At 58.6% G+C, this 16,266-nt stretch carries 15 protein-coding genes; 6 read left to right on the top strand and 9 right to left on the bottom strand.

Translation table 11 applies throughout. The annotated features are described in order from the left end of the window. Nucleotides 1–8: 8 nt before the first annotated feature. Both AAFN47_RS00600 and AAFN47_RS00595 read right to left on the bottom strand, forming a co-directional pair. Complete coding sequence (locus AAFN47_RS00600; RefSeq protein ID WP_499807222.1) at nt 9–665, bottom strand: response regulator; 657 nt, start codon at nt 663–665, stop codon at nt 9–11. A 73-nt stretch (nt 666–738) separates the two neighbouring features. Next, complete coding sequence (locus tag AAFN47_RS00595) at nt 739–2,316, bottom strand: FMN-binding glutamate synthase family protein (protein WP_499807221.1); 1,578 nt, start codon at nt 2,314–2,316, stop codon at nt 739–741. Nucleotides 2,317–2,610: 294 nt separating this feature from the next. Between AAFN47_RS00595 and AAFN47_RS00590 the strand changes: the two genes are divergently transcribed. The 4 genes from AAFN47_RS00590 to AAFN47_RS00575 all read left to right on the top strand — a co-directional run bounded on the left by AAFN47_RS00590 (nt 2,611) and on the right by AAFN47_RS00575 (nt 7,434). Continuing rightward, nucleotides 2,611–3,132, top strand: a complete 522-nt coding sequence (locus AAFN47_RS00590; RefSeq protein WP_499807219.1) for a DUF992 domain-containing protein — start codon at nt 2,611–2,613, stop codon at nt 3,130–3,132. Between the two features lie 318 nt (nt 3,133–3,450). After that, nucleotides 3,451–3,882, top strand: a complete 432-nt coding sequence (locus tag AAFN47_RS00585; RefSeq protein ID WP_499807218.1) for a hypothetical protein — start codon at nt 3,451–3,453, stop codon at nt 3,880–3,882. Between the two features lie 166 nt (nt 3,883–4,048). Continuing rightward, nucleotides 4,049–6,082: an NADPH-dependent 2,4-dienoyl-CoA reductase gene (locus AAFN47_RS00580; protein WP_499807217.1), complete on the top strand. Its 2,034-nt coding sequence runs from the start codon at nt 4,049–4,051 to the stop codon at nt 6,080–6,082. Nucleotides 6,083–6,159: 77 nt separating this feature from the next. Continuing rightward, complete coding sequence (locus AAFN47_RS00575; protein WP_499807215.1) at nt 6,160–7,434, top strand: glycosyltransferase; 1,275 nt, start codon at nt 6,160–6,162, stop codon at nt 7,432–7,434. A gap of 11 nt (nt 7,435–7,445) precedes the next feature. On the opposite strand, the gene AAFN47_RS00570 is transcribed toward AAFN47_RS00575, so the two are convergent. The 6 genes from AAFN47_RS00570 to AAFN47_RS00545 all read right to left on the bottom strand — a co-directional run bounded on the left by AAFN47_RS00570 (nt 7,446) and on the right by AAFN47_RS00545 (nt 13,524). Continuing rightward, complete coding sequence (locus AAFN47_RS00570; protein ID WP_499807214.1) at nt 7,446–9,200, bottom strand: acyl-CoA thioesterase; 1,755 nt, start codon at nt 9,198–9,200, stop codon at nt 7,446–7,448. A gap of 241 nt (nt 9,201–9,441) precedes the next feature. Then, nucleotides 9,442–9,807 (bottom strand): VOC family protein, encoded by a 366-nt coding sequence (locus tag AAFN47_RS00565; protein WP_499807213.1) that lies wholly within the window; start codon nt 9,805–9,807, stop codon nt 9,442–9,444. A 76-nt stretch (nt 9,808–9,883) separates the two neighbouring features. Further along, a complete protein-coding gene (locus AAFN47_RS00560; RefSeq protein WP_499807212.1) occupies nt 9,884–10,507 on the bottom strand; it encodes a TetR/AcrR family transcriptional regulator in 624 nt (207 codons plus the stop codon). 326 nt (nt 10,508–10,833) lie between these two features. Then, nucleotides 10,834–11,004, bottom strand: coding sequence for a hypothetical protein (locus AAFN47_RS00555; RefSeq protein WP_499807211.1), 171 nt, complete (start codon nt 11,002–11,004; stop codon nt 10,834–10,836). Nucleotides 11,005–11,362: 358 nt separating this feature from the next. Beyond that, the gene (locus AAFN47_RS00550; protein ID WP_499807210.1) at nt 11,363–12,799 is read right to left on the bottom strand and encodes an ATP-binding protein; all 1,437 of its coding nucleotides are present in this window, start codon (nt 12,797–12,799) and stop codon (nt 11,363–11,365) included. Further along, complete coding sequence (locus AAFN47_RS00545) at nt 12,796–13,524, bottom strand: response regulator (protein ID WP_499807209.1); 729 nt, start codon at nt 13,522–13,524, stop codon at nt 12,796–12,798. The genes AAFN47_RS00550 and AAFN47_RS00545 overlap by 4 nt, the downstream gene beginning before the upstream one ends. Before the next feature lie 196 nt (nt 13,525–13,720). Between AAFN47_RS00545 and AAFN47_RS00540 the strand changes: the two genes are divergently transcribed. Further along, nucleotides 13,721–14,779 carry an EF-hand domain-containing protein gene (locus tag AAFN47_RS00540; RefSeq protein ID WP_499807208.1) on the top strand — a complete coding sequence of 353 codons (1,059 nt, stop codon included), beginning with the start codon at nt 13,721–13,723 and terminating at the stop codon, nt 14,777–14,779. Between the two features lie 52 nt (nt 14,780–14,831). Here AAFN47_RS00540 and AAFN47_RS00535 read toward each other — a convergent pair whose 3' ends face one another. Next, a complete protein-coding gene (locus AAFN47_RS00535) occupies nt 14,832–15,551 on the bottom strand; it encodes an SDR family NAD(P)-dependent oxidoreductase (protein ID WP_499807207.1) in 720 nt (239 codons plus the stop codon). A gap of 104 nt (nt 15,552–15,655) precedes the next feature. On the opposite strand from AAFN47_RS00535, the gene AAFN47_RS00530 reads away from it, so the two are divergent. Continuing rightward, entirely contained in the window at nt 15,656–16,237 is a 582-nt protein-coding gene (locus AAFN47_RS00530; RefSeq protein ID WP_499807206.1) for a Crp/Fnr family transcriptional regulator, read from the top strand. Nucleotides 16,238–16,266: the final 29 nt, after the last annotated feature.

The following is a 16,266-nucleotide window of genomic DNA, read 5'->3' as shown; positions in this document are numbered from 1 at the left end:
TCGTTACGTTATGAAATGAGGCCGGTCTGCTGCGCGCGCCGGATACAGGCCGCCCTCGTCCCGACATTCAAGACCTTGAAAATGTGCTTGAGATGCGATTTTACCGTATTCTCGCTGATGTTCAGCGCGTAAGCGACTTCCCTGTTCGAATGGCCGTCGGCAATCAGGTTCAGAACTTCGATCTGGCGCGCGCTCAACTGTGAATCGGGGTGTACGGCGTTGCCGCTACGCAGGGAATAGCGGTCCTCCTCGAACAGATCCCATAATTGCGGCGGCAAGTAGGTTTCTCCGGCGAACACCGTATCGAGCGCATCCGACAACATGGCCTGCGTCGCCGTTTTTGGAATGAAGCCCTGGGCGCCCAGCCGCAGCGCCTCCTCCACCGGCGGCGCAGTGTGGACGCCCGACACGATAAGCACCGGCATCTTGAATCCTCTCGACCTGAGCGCCTTGACGAACGCGATTCCGTTCAGATTCTCCATGATGAGATCGGAAATGATCAGATCGAACAATCCGCCGTCGGCAAGAACCTCGATTGCGTCCAGCGGCGAATTGAAAACGGTGCAGCGATAGGTGTCGTCCATGTCGGCCAACAGGTGCGACAAACCGTCGGCGAACATCTCGTGGTCATCGATAATCGCGATATCGACTGTTTTTTCAGCCATCGCATTTTAACCGTGCGTTGACCATTCGATCTGCGCCCATAGACCACTTGCGCCGCATCAGCAAGTACACTCCTCAGAAAGCTTCGGCGCTGGCGCGCCGCCAGTCATCCGCGAACGCCGGCTGCACATTGTCGCCCAGAAGCTCATCCGGAGCCAGGGAGTCCTGTATTTGGGTGATGGTGCGCTCCGTCTCGTCGGCGACGCGCCGGTGGATTGCCGACGCATCAAGTTCGGACGGCTTTTCGAGCCCCATCGCCCCGATCAGGTCAAGGAAACTCTCGATCGTCGCTTTGTGGAAACTGGCGACCCTGTGCTGGCGGAGATTGATATCGACAGCCTGGGCGCGTTTGCGATCCTGGGTGGCGACGCCTGTTGGACAGGTGTTGGTGTTGCAACGCACGGCCTGAATGCAGCCCAGGGCGAACATCATCGGACGCGCCATGTTGCACATGTCGGCGCCCAGCGCGATCTTTTCAATCATGTCAAAGCCTGTGACGATCTTGCCGCTGGCGATGATTCGGATCTTGTCGCGCAGACCTGCACCGACGAGGCAGGAGTGCACAAAGGGAAGTCCCTCGTTGATGGGCACGCCCAACCGGTCGGTAAATTCGACCGGCGCGGCGCCGGTGCCGCCCTCCGCGCCATCGACCGTGATGAAATCCGGGAGGTTGCCCGTCTTCAGCATCGCCTTGACGATCCCCATGAATTCATGCCTGCGACCAATGCACAACTTGAAACCGACCGGCTTGCCGCCGCTGAGCTCGCGCAGTTGCACCACGAAGTCAAGCAAACCCTCAGGTGTCGAGAAGGTCTTGTGCGCGGGGGGCGAGATCACATCCTTGCCCATCGGAACGCCGCGAATTTCCGAAATCTCCTTGTCGACCTTCGGCGCCGGGAGCACGCCGCCGTGAGCGGGTTTTGCGCCCTGTGAAAGCTTGATCTCGATCATCTTCACGACATCGAGCTTCGCCTTTTCCGCAAATTTGTCCGGATCGAAATCACCGTCCACCGTACGGCATCCGAAATAGCCGGTTCCCACCTGGAAAAAGATGTCGCCGCCGCCAGCCAGATGATACGGGCTCAACCCGCCTTCCCCGGTGTTGTGCGCGAAATTGCCAAGGCGAGCGCCGGCGTTCAGCGCGTGGATGGCGTTCGGGCTGAGCGCTCCGAAACTCATTGCGGATATGTTCAATCGAGAGGCTGAATAGGGTTTCGTGCATTGCGGCCCGCCGACGAGCACCCGAGCGGACTCGGGATCGGCCTTTTTGGGCGCAAGGGAATGACTCGCCCGTCTGAATCCCACATCCAGTATGTCGTATTGGGTGCCAAAGGGTTGGGTTTCTATCGAGCCGTCGGCGCGCGCATAAACCAGACGTCTCTGCAGCCTGTTGTAGGGTCTGCCGCTCTCGTTGCTTTCAATGAAATACTGCTGGATCTCGGGACTGATGAACTCGAACGCATAACGGAGGTGCCCGATGACCGGATAGTTGCGCAGTACATTGTGCTGCGCCCAGTGGATATCGAATATTCCGAGCGCCACGAACGGAACGACGATCACGAGAAGCCACCAGAACGGCGCCCACAATTGCGCCAGAAGAGCAACAAGGACGAGCGCCGCCACGGACGTTATATAGAATATGTTGCGAACCACGAATTTCCTCCCGTCGGTTTTATTCCGGCCGGATTAACACCGGCTCTAATAGGCGTTGCCAAAAGATCTTCCTTCAATCCGTAAACAGCCGCCGATCCTGCAAATCCAAAAAGCACATATCGCATTTGTCGGCATTAATCGTGAGTGTTGCATAAGTGTATCAATAATCAGTTTCTTTGGAACAGTTGTATTGAACTGCGTGTTGAACACAATCCGGCCCAAGTTTGGCGCAAAACCCTTGCCATCCAGACACCCGGTAATGCGTCCGAGAATCACGCCAACAAGGAGCTCATAATGAATCCAGGCAAAACAGTCGCAGCAATCGCGCTCGCAATCACAACAGCATTTTCATCCGCGCCGGTTGTTTCGGCGGCAGACATGACCAGAGGAGCCCCCGCGCCTGCGCCGGCCTACAAGGAACGGTTCGTCAAGATCGGCGTCCTCAGTTGCCTCAGCGACGGAAGTTTCGGCTGGATCATTGGATCCCACAAGGACCTGCAGTGCAGGTTCGAGGGCCAGGGAAGCCGCGAACTCTATGCGGGCTCGATGACCAAGGTCGGCGCCGATATCGGTTTCACAGCCAAGGAAAAGCTCGTATGGGCCGTCTACGCGCCAAGCCATCAGGTACGTCCCGGCACATTGTCCGGCACCTATGTCGGCCTTTCGGCGAACGCAGAACTCGGTCTGGGCCTCGGCGCGAACGTGCTTGGCGGCAATTTCCGGGACAACATCAACCTCGTACCGCTTAGCGTCAGCGGCAGCGTGGGCTTGAGGGTCACAGCTGCGATCGGCGCACTGACGCTGACCCAGTTCTGATCTGAAAAACAATTTGACGACAGGAGCGTCCGCTGTTCGCAGCGGGCGCTTTTTTTATGATCGACGCTTTCCTGTGAGAAGACCGATAACTTACTCAATCGTAATGAAAGGTCGGTTGATATCGCCGGATCCGGTTCCGATATCGAATATAGAAAGTCAGTAAGGATCAGGCCATGAAGAATAGACTTGCAAAGGGAACGGAAACGCTCCCGGACAGATAGAACATCAACCAACCGACGGGAACGGTCGCTTCCCACCGCCGGCAAACTGCAGCCTCCGATTGCTGTCGCAATCGCGCCGCCCAAGCGAGGCAATGCCATGTTGTACGCAAACTCATACAAGGACCCAGACAACTATATCGCCATCAATCCCGACTTTCGGGCAGTCGACGTCAGCCGCAAAAAAGTGCTGCTGCGCGGAAAGCGCAAATCGGTCAAGCTCCCCGGAGAACTGAATGTCGAACTCGTTTCGCTGATGGACGGCTCATTGCGGCGGGACGAAATCAAGGACCTGCTGAGCGCGACATTCGATCAGGCCTTGGTGGAAGAGGCGATCACCCAAATGATCGATAGCGGTTACGCCATCTATGCGCCATCGGCGCATAATGCATCGGACACTGCGCGGCGTATGTTGAGCGCGCTCATTGCAAACAGGGAAAGATGGTCAGAATCGCCGAGGATCCGCTATACTGCGGACGGCGTAATGAGACCCGCTTCCGGCAGACGCCGGCGGCGCCCCGCATCGGAGTGATATCGGTGGGAGGAACATCGAAGTCCAGTTTTCGTATCGCCCGGCCAGTGGGTGGACAATCCCGGCCGGGACCATTGCGTGACGGCAGGCCCCAGACGGGAAACCGCCGGCAACGAGCAAGCCAATCATTCAAACCGCAAGCAAAAAGCCAGCAGGAAACGTCTCAATGTCGCACTATCCGCATATCTTCAGGCCGCTCGATCTCGGTTTCACAACACTGCCAAACCGCATCCTCATGGGATCGATGCACACCGGGCTTGAGGACCGCGGCGCGCATGATCGCGTCGCCGCCTACTTTGCGGAGCGCGCCCGAGGCGGCGTCGGCCTGATCGTCACCGGAGGCGTGGCGCCGAATGTCGAAGGTTCGGCGTTCCCGAACGCCGGCAAGCTTTCGGAAACAGACGAGATCGCCCATCACCTGCCCGTGACGCGCGCCGTCCACGAAGAAGGCGGCAGGATAGCCATGCAGATCCTTCATACGGGACGCTACGCCTATCACCACCGCGCTGTGTCGGCGTCCGGCGTCAAGTCTCCGATCTCTCCCTTCGCGCCGATTGAACTGGATGAAGCGGGAATCGAGAAGCAGATCTCCGATTTTGCAAATTGCGCGGCGCTTGCCCGCGAAGCCGGCTATGACGGCGTCGAAATCATGGGGTCGGAAGGCTACTTCATCAACCAGTTCCTGGTTACCCATACCAACAAACGGGAGGACGACTGGGGCGGTTCCTACGCCAACCGGATGCGGCTGCCGGTCGAGATCGTCAAACGCGTCCGCGCCGCCGTCGGCGACGATTTCATCATCATATACCGCCTTTCCATGATCGATCTTGTGCCCGACGGTTCGACCTGGGACGAAGTCGTTCAGCTCGCGAAGGCGATCGAGTCGGCCGGCGCCTCCATCATCAACACTGGCATCGGCTGGCATGAGGCACGGATACCAACCATCGCCACCTCGGTGCCGCGCCGCGCCTTCGCCTGGGTCACCAAACGCATGATGGGCGAAGTGAACATTCCGCTTGTCACCTCCAATCGCATCAACACGCCGGAGGTCGCGGAAGAGGTCCTGGCGGATGGCTGCGCCGATATGGTCTCCATGGCCCGTCCATTTCTCGCCGACGCCTATTTCGTCAAAAAGGCGCAGGAGGGCCGATCCGACGAAATCGCACCGTGCATCGCCTGCAACCAGGCCTGCCTCGACCATACATTCCAGCTGAAGACGTCGACCTGCCTGGTCAATCCGCGGGCCTGCAACGAGACCGAACTCGTCTACGAAAAAACGAGCAATCCGAAATCGATAGCAATCATCGGCGCCGGTCCGGCGGGACTGTCCACGGCGATCGTCGCGGCGGAACGCGGCCACCGGGTGACGCTGTTCGACAAGGCCGCTGACATTGGCGGACAGTTGAATATGGCCAAAAAGGTTCCCGGCAAGGAGGAATTTTACGGCCTCATCGACTACTACCGGCGGCAGCTTGAACTCCAGCAGGTGAAGGTGGTTCTCGGCGCCAGCGTCGACGCCGCCACGCTCCGTGAGCAGGGATTTGACGAGATCATCGTCGCGACCGGCGTGCTTCCCCGCATCCCGGAGATTCAGGGCCTCGATCATCCCAAAGTGCTGAGCTATGTCGATGTGCTCGCGGGCAACGCCAAGGTCGGCGGCAAAGTCGCCGTCGTCGGCGCCGGCGGCATTGGTTTCGACATATGTGAGTTTCTCACCCATGAAGGCCCATCGCCGACAGAGGATCTGGACCTCTGGAAACACGAATGGGGCGTCAGCGATCCTGCGGTCGATCGCAGCGGGTTGGCGACGGAGGGACCGCAACCGGCCCCCTCCCCGCGCGAAATAACACTGCTTCAAAGAAAGTCGAAAAAGCACGGCGCCAGTCTTGGAAAGACGACGGGCTGGATCCACCGCGCATCGTTGCTGATGAAAGATGTGAAGATGGTGGGCAACGTCAATTACGAGGAGATCGGCGACCGCGGCCTGAAGATTTCATTCGGGGAAGATCGCCGCGACCCGCGATGGCTGGACGTCGATACGATCGTGATCTGCACCGGTCAATTGTCCGACAACAGCCTGGCCGACGGGCTTGCCGCCGTCGGGATTTCCAGCCATGTCATTGGCGGCGCCGATGTGGCGGCGGAACTGGACGCGAAACGAGCCATCGACCAGGGCAGCCGACTGGCCGCCGCGCTATAGCATCGCGGCCGGTCACAACTGCGCCTTGCGCGGCGGCGACCAACTTCCTACCTGACTCCGGTCAGGGACAGGGAATCATGAAGATTTTCATCGCATCCATCGGCACCCGCGGCGACGTCCAGCCCTATGTTGCTCTCGGCAAAGGGTTGCAGGCGGCCGGTCACGCCGTAACGCTGGCGACCTGCGAGCGCTTTCGCGGCTTTGTGGAAGGACACGGCCTCGACTACGGTTATGTCAATGACGAGATCATGCAGCTCATCGACAGCGATCTCGGCAAGGAATTGATGGAGGACACCAACGGCGTACTGCGCGTGGTCGCCGCCAATTTCCGCCTTATGCGCAAGGTGGGACCGATGCAGGAACGCCTTCTCGATGACACATGGAAAGCAGCGCTCAAGGCAGACCCCGATCTGATCCTTTTCCATCCCAAGGCGATCCTGGGACCGGCCATGGCGGAAAAACTTGGCATACCAGCCATTCTGGCGAGCCCCATTCCGTTCATCGTGCCGACGGGAGACTACCCCTGCGTTGGATTTCCCGAATTGCCTCTGGGCCGAGGCTACAACCGGTTCACCTACGGGCTCGTCAACTTCTTCATGAGGCTGATCGCCGGCCGCTATGTTAAAAAGTGGAGAAAGCAGAGCGGAACACCCGCGAAACGGCGCAATTTGGACCTTCTACGCGATCCGGAGGGAAATATAGCGCCAGCCCTCTTTGCGTACTCCAACCATGTCATTCCAAAACCTTCCGACTGGCCCGACAATGTCATGGCGACCGGTTACTGGTTTCTCGACACGCAAGAGGAATGGCAACCACCCGCAGACCTGCTGGACTTTCTCGCAGCCGGCGAACCGCCGATCTATATCGGCTTCGGCTCCATGTCCGGGCGCAGCCCGGAACGCAAGGCTCGCATGGTCGTGGACGCTCTTGTCAAAAGCGGGCGTCGCGGCATTCTGGCCCGGGGCTGGGGCGGGCTCGACGCGACCGATCTGCCAGACACCATCACGGCGATCGACGAAGCGCCGCATGACTGGCTGTTTCCGCGCATGGCGGCTGTCGTCCATCATGGCGGCGCCGGAACGACGGCGGCGGGCTTGCGCGCCGGAAGACCCACATTGATATGTCCTTTCTTCGCCGATCAGCCGTTCTGGGGCCGCCAGGTCAACAGGATTGGCGTCGGGCCAGCGCCGATCTGGCAAAAAAAGATGACCGTGGACCGGCTGACGGTCGCATTCGACCAACTTGTCAACGATCAGGCGATGAGAAAAAGGGCCGAGCAGATCGGCTCCAAAATCCGGTCGGAAGACGGGATTGGAAACGCCGTCAGATTCATAGAGGATTTGAAACGCTGACGGGGCCGCTCCTACACATGCGGCGTGAAAGCGACCACCACGTCGGACGGAATATCCGTCAGGCTGTAATTGTCGGTCGTTACGAACATCAGGGACTGCTCTCCCTCACCCAGCAGTTCGCGTGCGCTGTTGAAGAGCTTGTGTTCGAGTTTTACGAATTTTCGATTGTACGTCTTGATCCGCAACCGGACGATGATTTCCTCGAACTCGCGGGCTTCGCGAATGAACTTGTGATTGAAGCTTCGCGTCAGGATATAGAACGGCGTCTGTTTGAGATCGAAATTCGGCATGCAGCGGCGGAAGAAAAGCTCCCGCGCCTTGCCGACCCAGGACACGTAGTTCGCAAAATAGATATTGCCGACGGAATTCGTGTCGGAATAGGTCGCCGTCAGCCTGATCTCGAACCACTTGCCGTCGAATCGTCCGTCGGGATCGAATGCCGGGAGAATGTCGCGAGGCTGCAGGATAACCTGTTTCTCATGCGAACCTTCCATAATTTCCATGGCGTCCAGCTTTGGCGCGGACACGATCTCCTCGCCATTTTCCGATAGCGCGCGGCGTCTTTCAATAAGCAGCGGTGACAGCGCTATAAGTCCGGCGACCGTCATCAGCAAAGGAATATCATTGAGATATCCGGAACTCATGACCAGCAACGACGCAAGACCTGCGAACAGGGTCGTCGTGGTGATTTCAGTCCTTTTCGATCCGTCCCACAGATCACGCAGCAATATAGCGCTGTATGGCACGAAAAGTGTCGCGTAGACGATCATGAAGTATTCCAGGTGACCGCCAACTGACCAGACCAGGACTGCAGCGCCCGAGGCCAGGATGAAGGCTGGAAGCGTCGATTTCAGCAGAGCCTGCGGCATCATGCGCAGCAATGGGTTGTCGTTGGCGTTGACAACCGTCGGAAGAAACCATGAAAGCGCGGACTGGGCGCTATCGAAGGTCGCCAGAAGGCAAAGCAGGACCCAGACGCAATAGAGGATCAGGGGCAATCCGCCGCCCTGTGACAGAGCCTGCGTGATGGCCGACTGCGCATGGACGAAACCATCCCGACCAATGAACGCCCCGGCTTCCAACCCGCCCGTCACCTGCAAGGCGAGCGCGCCATTGAGCATGAGCAGACAGAAAAAGATGACGCCGCCAAATGCGAAACTCCGCGCGACAGGCACGTTGCGCTTCTGCATTTCGACGGCCCGCTGCCACTGCTGTATGTCATAGGCCGGCCCGAGGAGGAGGCCGACAATCATCGGAAACAGCAGGCCTGCGAAGAAAGACAGATCGCCCGTCTGGGTTGTCGAAGCGATGGCCGGCCCATTTGCGATTAGCACGAATGCAGCGGCGGCCGCTGCGGCCAGATAGACGGCATGCAGTTTGACAAGACGACCTATTCCCGCCAGTTCGCCGATGAAAACACCGATTGCGAGAATGGAAAGGGCCATAAAGACTGCGGGGGTGGAGGTAAGCGGCGCAAGAAAGTAGGAAATCAGAGCAAAGAGGGTAAGTGCGACAGCGGCGATCTGATACAGCGAAAACAAGCCTGCGTGGCGAGCAAACGCGCTTTCGATCCACGCCTTGAGAGACGCATTTCGACTACCTCGACCTGCAATCCATCCAAAGACAACAAGACTCAACGCGTTGGGTATGGCGAAGCTGAGCAAGCCCGCCCAACCATACAGAAAGGTAAAATGCACGGAAAAAAATAGTCCCAGCCCCCACATCCAGGACAAGGCTACAGACGCACCCCATACAACACTTTTCATACGATACAAGCCTCAATACAATACGCCCTACGGCATATGTCTCTGCCCTCCCCTTTCGTATTAGTTACACGGACGGGTCGTTTTTGTACAATTTAATATTTGTATACCTATTCTAATAAAAGTATTTATTTATTTTAATACTTGTTTTCCTAAATATACATCAAACCAAAATTTAATTTTATTAAAATACAAAACAACAAAAGCGCATTAATGCAGACTCAGGCGAGCCTTGACGAATACACTACCCGTTGCCGAACTCGGGATTGTATATGAGCCCGATGGCGTTGCCCCAGGGGTCCAGCACCGACGCCGTCACGATATCGCCTCCGACATTCGTGGGCTCTTCGTGGACCGTCGCGCCCAACTCAAGAAAACGCGCGACCTCCGCATCGATGTTCTCGACGCCCCAATAGGTCATGACATTGTCTGATCTGGCTTTGTTTCGGGAATCCGGCAATAGACCGAGTTCGTACCCGCCGACGTTGAATCCCACATAGAATGCTTCATCAAAATAGGGCTGGGCCTCGAAAGCGTCCGCGAACCATTTCTTCGCGGCGGCGATGTCATCGACTTTGTAAATACAGGTTCTGAGACCAAGTGCGGACATGGGTTGACGTTCTCCAAAACAGCGACAAGGAATATATTCCTATATACGTGTCATGGCAACAGTCTGACGGGATTTATCAATCCTTCAGCGGGAAAAGGTGATCCACCATGTCGTCTATGAGCTCATCCGCGTCCAGCGCCGGCAATGTCTCGACATAGACCGGATCCGTCAGCACAGAGGCGGCGCCAACGACGCTGACGATCATGTTCAGGTATACGAATTCGACCGGCCTGTCCGGATTCCTGCTCTGGCCCTGCGCCCCCAGTATCGCCCGGGAGCTATGGATATAGAAGGCGGCCAGCACTTCCTTCACGTTGCGCCCCGCCGTGCGACTGACGTCCGGATTGCGAATCACCTCGCTCAACGCCCTGTTGTCGACATGCCAGCGCATGCAGGCTCGCGCCATCGCGCGCAACCGGTGGACCGGATTGTCGCCAGCAAGATAGCCTGCGTCGACGGTCGTCGTCAGCATGTCCTCGTAGGCATCTTCCATGATCGCGGACAGCAGATCGGCCTTGTTCTTGAAATGACGGGTGGGCGCCGAGTGGGATACGTCGAGATCCCGGGCAAGAGCGCGCAGGCTGAGGGCAGCGACCCCTTCGCGGCCGATCACATCGACGGCGGCAGCGATCAGCTCATCACGCAGATTGCCGTGATGATAGGTATCGTCGTCGTTCAGTACGTCATAAGCTACGGACATACAGTCATTCACTCAGCTAATGTGGATGCTGACAACATGCTACGCCAGCCTGACAAGGGCAAGCTTTTGTCGAACACTTACCGTGTGCTGTGGAAAACATTCCGTTATGTGACATGTGAAACTTCTAATAATTTCACAGAACACTCAGACAATACTATCGAAATGGATCCGCCGGCCATCGCTCGGTCGGCAATATTCAGGGTGTGGAAACACGGTGGTCTTTTGATTACACACAGACAGCCGTCAACAGTACTTCGCTGAGGCTGACATCAAACTTCGTTCTGCTGGTCCTGACGCACCTTGTCGCGTTTCGCCTTTTTCTGGGCTTACTTGTAGGCTTCCTCTTCGCGGCGAATCTCGTCTTCAGACAGGCAATTCTTCTCGATGGCGACCCTGGTGATCGCATCGTAACTGCCCTTGTAGCTCGCAAGTTCGGCTTCCTTGTCCTTGCCGACGGCCAGGAGGAAAAGCGCCGGCCAGAAAAGCACGACGCCCACGCCGACGGCAACCGCGTCGCCGCCAGCCTTGTCGGCCTGCTGCTTGGTGATGACCCGAACATTTTCGACGATCGTCCGACGCTCCGACAGGAGTTGATCGCACGTTTAGTCCTTATAGATGGCTGTTGAAACGTAAGTTCCGTCGATTTGGCCGGGGCGCGCAGCACAGCCGCTCACCATCGCCAGGCACAGGCCCGACACGATCATCCTGTTCACAATACATCACCCGAAACAACCAAAAGTATGTCAATACTTGCGATTAAACGATGAAGATGCTGTGCGTCACCCTTCAATGTCCAAAAGTAACATGATTTCATTTCTCATGTTGCTTACGGGTCACACCGGGACACCTTGCAAATCAGGATGGTAACATGATCTTTGCGGTCAACCCGCCACCTTCATTGTTTGCAAGCGTCAGCGCGCCCCCATGGGCCTGGACGGAAGAACGGGCGATCGCCAGTCCCAGACCGATGCCGCCGGTTTCCTCGCTGCGAGATGTCTCCAGCCTGACGAAGGGCTCGAAGATGTCGTTGAGGCGTTCTTCCGGAATGCCCGGCCCACTGTCAGTCACGGTTATCTCGACACCGTCGGGTCTCGGCGCGAAGCCGACCTTAGCCTCCTTGCCGTATCGCACAGCATTGTCGATCAGGTTGCGAAGGGCGCGCCGGATGGCGATCGGGCGACATGACACGATGGTCCGCGGAACATCCTCCGGAACCTGAAGGCTGACCGGTTGTCCCATATCCTGGTAATCGGCGACGATGGCGTCCAGGAATTCAGCAAGATTGACCCGGCCAAGCGCTTCGCGTTGCGCTTCATCGCGCGCAAAGGAGAGCGTCGCCTCGACCATCCGCTGCATTTCGTCCAGCGTGGCGATCATCTTGTCGCGGTTTTCCTCGTCATCGATGAATTCGGCGCGGATGCGCAGCGAGGTTATCGGCGTCCTCAGATCGTGGCTGATCGCCGCCAGCATCGCTGTGCGGTCGGCGATGAACCGGGTTAACCGCTCCCGCATGACTTTGAAGGCGTGAATGGCGCTGCGCACCTCTGGCGGTCCGGCTTCCTTCAGTTCCTGCGGATCATCGCCACGGCCGAGCGCGTCCGCGGCCTCGGCCAACCGTCGCAGCGGCTTTGTCAGGCGACGCACCGTAAGAGCAATCACGAGAATTACGCCAATCCCCATAAGGCCGGCTGCGAGTATTGTTCGTAGAAACGACCCACGCGGCATGCTGAGATCGGCGGCCATGTTCAGCCAGTTTCCGTCATCGAGCTGGATCGACATGGCGAAAACAAGCGGGACATTGCGCGAGCGCCGCGGCGGGGGCGGCCTGTCGTACCGCTCGCCTGGCTCGGCCCTGTCCCTGTTGCCGTCGCGGTCATCGCGGTGGTCGCGATGCGGCTTGTAGCGCGGAATCTCTATGTCGCGGCCGGCGTCCGTCCGGATCTGTCGCCCGGGACCGAGTTGCCTTTGAAGGTTCTTGAGGATGCGCTCGTTGACGCGTTCCTCTCCACTCTTCTGCAGCAGCGGCTGATCGGATATCCAGTAGTAGAGCAAGGGACTCGAGGCGGCGTTGCGGATCTGCTCGTGAAGCTGCGGGGGCGACTCGTCGAGCAACTCGACCAAGGCCGCCGTGCGCGAGACAACGGTTCCGGCAGCCAGCTCCATCAGCGCGAGGCGCCGCTCGTCCGTAAACAGCCAGAGCGCGAAGGCCTGGGATAAGACGATGGCCGCAAGCGTCAAAGAAATAAGCTGGGTGGCCAGACTTGGCGGCCACAGGCTGAACCGCCGCTTCATGCATCCGGCTCCACGACATCGGCTGCGAAAGAATACCCGCCGCCCCAGACCGTCTTGATGAGAACCGGGTTCTTCGGGTCCTTTTCGATCTTGCGCCTCAACCGGCTGACCTGATTGTCGATCGATCGATCGAAAATATTGGGCGAGCGGCCCGTAGTCAGATCAAGCAGTTGATCGCGTGACAGAACCATTCTGGGACGCTTGAGGAACGCGACGAGCAACTGGAACTCCCCGGTCGAGAGTGGCGTGATGACGCCATCCGCACCGATCAGATGGCGTTGCGCCATGTCCAGAATCCAGTCGCCAAAGCCAAGCCTTTCGCTGGAAACCGGATCGCGTTCCTTCGGCGCCAGGCTCGCCCGGCGCAGCACCGCCTTGACGCGCGCCAGCAATTCGCGCGGATTGAATGGTTTGGTCACATAGTCGTCTGCGCCGATCTCCAGACCAACGACCCTGTCCGTATCCTCGGCCATGGCGGTCAGCAGTATGACGGGCGTCCCGTCGCTTTCGACAAGGTGTCGGCACAACGACAGGCCATCCTCGCCCGGCATCATGATGTCCAGGACCACGAGGTCGATGGCGGCCGCCTTCATGACCTTGCGCGCCTGCGCCGCGCTGTCGGCGGTGCTGGCGCGCATGCCGCTTCTTGTCAGATAGCGGGCAAGAGACTCACGGATGTCGCGATGGTCGTCGACGACCAGTATGTGAGGGGCCATGTCGCTCATTCGGGCTGCCTGTCCTTGGATGTCGGACCCTACTTATTCCGGTTTGGCCCCAGACGCGAAGGAAAGTTGTAACAAGATGTATCACTGAGCCAATGTGCGACAAAGCCTGACACTAATGCCGGTTGCCAACGTATTTCTGCGACAAGTCCACCCTAAATCCTGGGCTATCGCAACAACAACCGAAAGGACAGAAGCGATGAAGCCTATCGGAAAGACAGTCATAGCACTGATGGCCACCACATTCCTGAGCGCAAGCGTATTACCGGCGCTCGCGTCGCCGGGCGAACGCGGTCACGGCGGACACGGATGGAGCCAGGGATTTGGCGGCAACTGGAAGCACTTCTCCGGTCGCAAGGCCTTCAGAGAGTTCGATGCAAACGGCGACGGCGTGGTGAGCCAGGCCGATGTCGACGCAGTCATGGCGGAGAAATTCGAAGCCATGTCGGGCGACGATGGAACAGTCAACCTGGAGCAGTTCAAGGTTTACTGGAGCGAACAAGCCAGGCCGCGCATGGTCAGAGGCTTCCAGCGACTCGACCGTGATGGCGACGGTCAGATCACCCGGGAAGAGTTCGACAGCGTTTCGAACGCCATGTTCACATTGCTTGACCGCGACGGCAGTGGCGAACTGACGCGTCCGGCGCCGGGAGAAGGTCCACGCGCGGACAACCGACCGGAACGACCTGGACCGCGCGCTGAAGGAAAACCCGGACGTGGCGGACACGACGGCCCAGAACGAAAGATGGGCATGCGCGGAGAGCACGGCGGCAAGCACCATGGCGGCCCCCGCGGCCACGGTGGACATGGTCGCATGGGTGGTCAGCTGGCCATGATGGAAATCATGGAGCGCTTCGACGTCAACGGCGACGGCAAGATCACCCGCGCCGAGTTCGACGAGGTGCGGACGGCGACCTTCAACGAGGCGGCCGGTCCCGACGGCTCTGTCGATCTTGAAGCGTTTTCCGGCGTATGGTCGACAATGACCGATCGCATGATGGTCAAGGCGTTTCAGAAGATAGACATCGACGGAAATCTTGAAGTGACCGCTGAGGAATTCAGCGCGCCAACGAAAGATATCGTCAAGCGTTTCGACCGCAACGGCGACGGCGTTCTGACAAAGGCCGACCGAAAGGCCGGAATGGACCGCAGGGGGCACGGACCTGACAAGGACGGTATGAACCGCAAGGGACACGGTCCCGACAAGGCCGGTATGGAGCGCAAGGGCCCTCCGAAACCCGAGAAGAACGACATCTGATCATGTCCCGAAACGCCGCCGAAAGGCGGCGTTTCCATTTTCCGGCCGAGCGCTACATGCGCGACAGAATGAATCCCGCCAGCGCCGGAGACAACCAGTGGATGGCGGCCATCAATCGCGCCTTTCCAACATAAGTGCGCGGTCGACCGCTCATAATGGCTTTATATATCTGTTCGGCGGCGACCTCCGGACTGATTTTTCCGGTCCCCCTGCCCGCAGTCATCGCGGTGTCGACCAGCGGCAGATACACGTCCTGAAGCCTGAGGCGCCCGTCTTTCGATTGAAGCCGCAGCGCCTTTGAGAACATCCCGAGGCCAGCTTTTGCGGCGCTGTAGACTGCTGCCGAGCTCTTTGGCTCGAGCGACAGCAAGGACTGTATGAACACGACCGCTTCGATGGAGGTTGTCTCGCACAGCGCGCCGGTCAAAAGGATTGGCGCTGTCAAATTGAGGGCGATGTTGCGTGTCAACGCATCGGCCGTGTTTTTTGTTTCGAAGAATTGCCAGTCGTCCTGGGTCGCGGCGTTGTTGACGAGTATGGCTCTATCCGACAGGGCGGCGGCGATCGCCTCACCCGCCGCCGCTGCCTGTTGCGGGTTCGACAGGTCCGCTGAATGGCATTGCAACGGACTTCCCGACGCAGTAAGGCGCTCAAGATCGCCAACGTTACGGGCCACTGCCACGACGGGATGGCCTCGCTGAAGGCACAGCGCCGTCAGGGCCCGGCCTATTCCCCGGCTTGCGCCGGTAATGATTATCGTTTCTTGTGGCATGGGATCCTCTTTTTCATTTTCGGAAACGGCGCTGTCCATTTCCTCAATTTTGTGAGTCCCTTGTGCCGGTGTGCGTAATGTCCCGCATTAACCAGGATTAATCGATGACAGGTTTGGCCGCGGAAGGACTGATGAACCGCGTCGCGCGGAAGCCCCTGCCCGACTGGCGGGTTTTTGCCGACGCGATTTCGGTGTCGCGCGTCACAGCCGGCGCGTCAGTGTTCAGGCCCGGCGACCAGGATCGTCGGATATTCATTGTCCGCAGCGGGCTCATCAAACTCGTCTACACGCTGCCCGACGGCGACGAATGGATCAAATCCTTCATTCCGGAGGACAAATTCTTCGCCTGTTCCTCGACGCTGCAATCCGGCGCGGCGGCGGGGTTTGGCGCCGAAGCCATGGAGCCCAGCGAACTGGAACATTGCGACTTCAGCGTACTGGAGAGGCTTGCCGGACAGCACATCGAATGGGCCAGGGTTATGAACGCGCTGCTGCTCGACTTCGCCGCGAAAAAGGAGGAGCGCGAGCGCGTTTTCCTGACGCTCAAGCCGGCGGACCGGTTCATGTGGCTGAAGTCGACCATGCCGCGCCTCATCGAACGGGTTCCGCAGAAGGATCTGGCCGCCTATCTTGGGGTAACGCCGGTTGGTCTCAACCGTATCATCAAGCGGCTGGAGATAACCTGACCATTCTTGCCCGCTGCGCAGCTGAGGCG

The sequence above is a fragment of the Hoeflea sp. CAU 1731 genome (assembly GCF_039888615.1).
In the GTDB taxonomy this organism is placed as follows: Bacteria; Pseudomonadota; Alphaproteobacteria; order Rhizobiales; family Rhizobiaceae; genus Flavimaribacter.
Note: the sequence above shows the minus strand (reverse complement) of the source record. Positions and strands in the feature narration are given on the sequence as shown.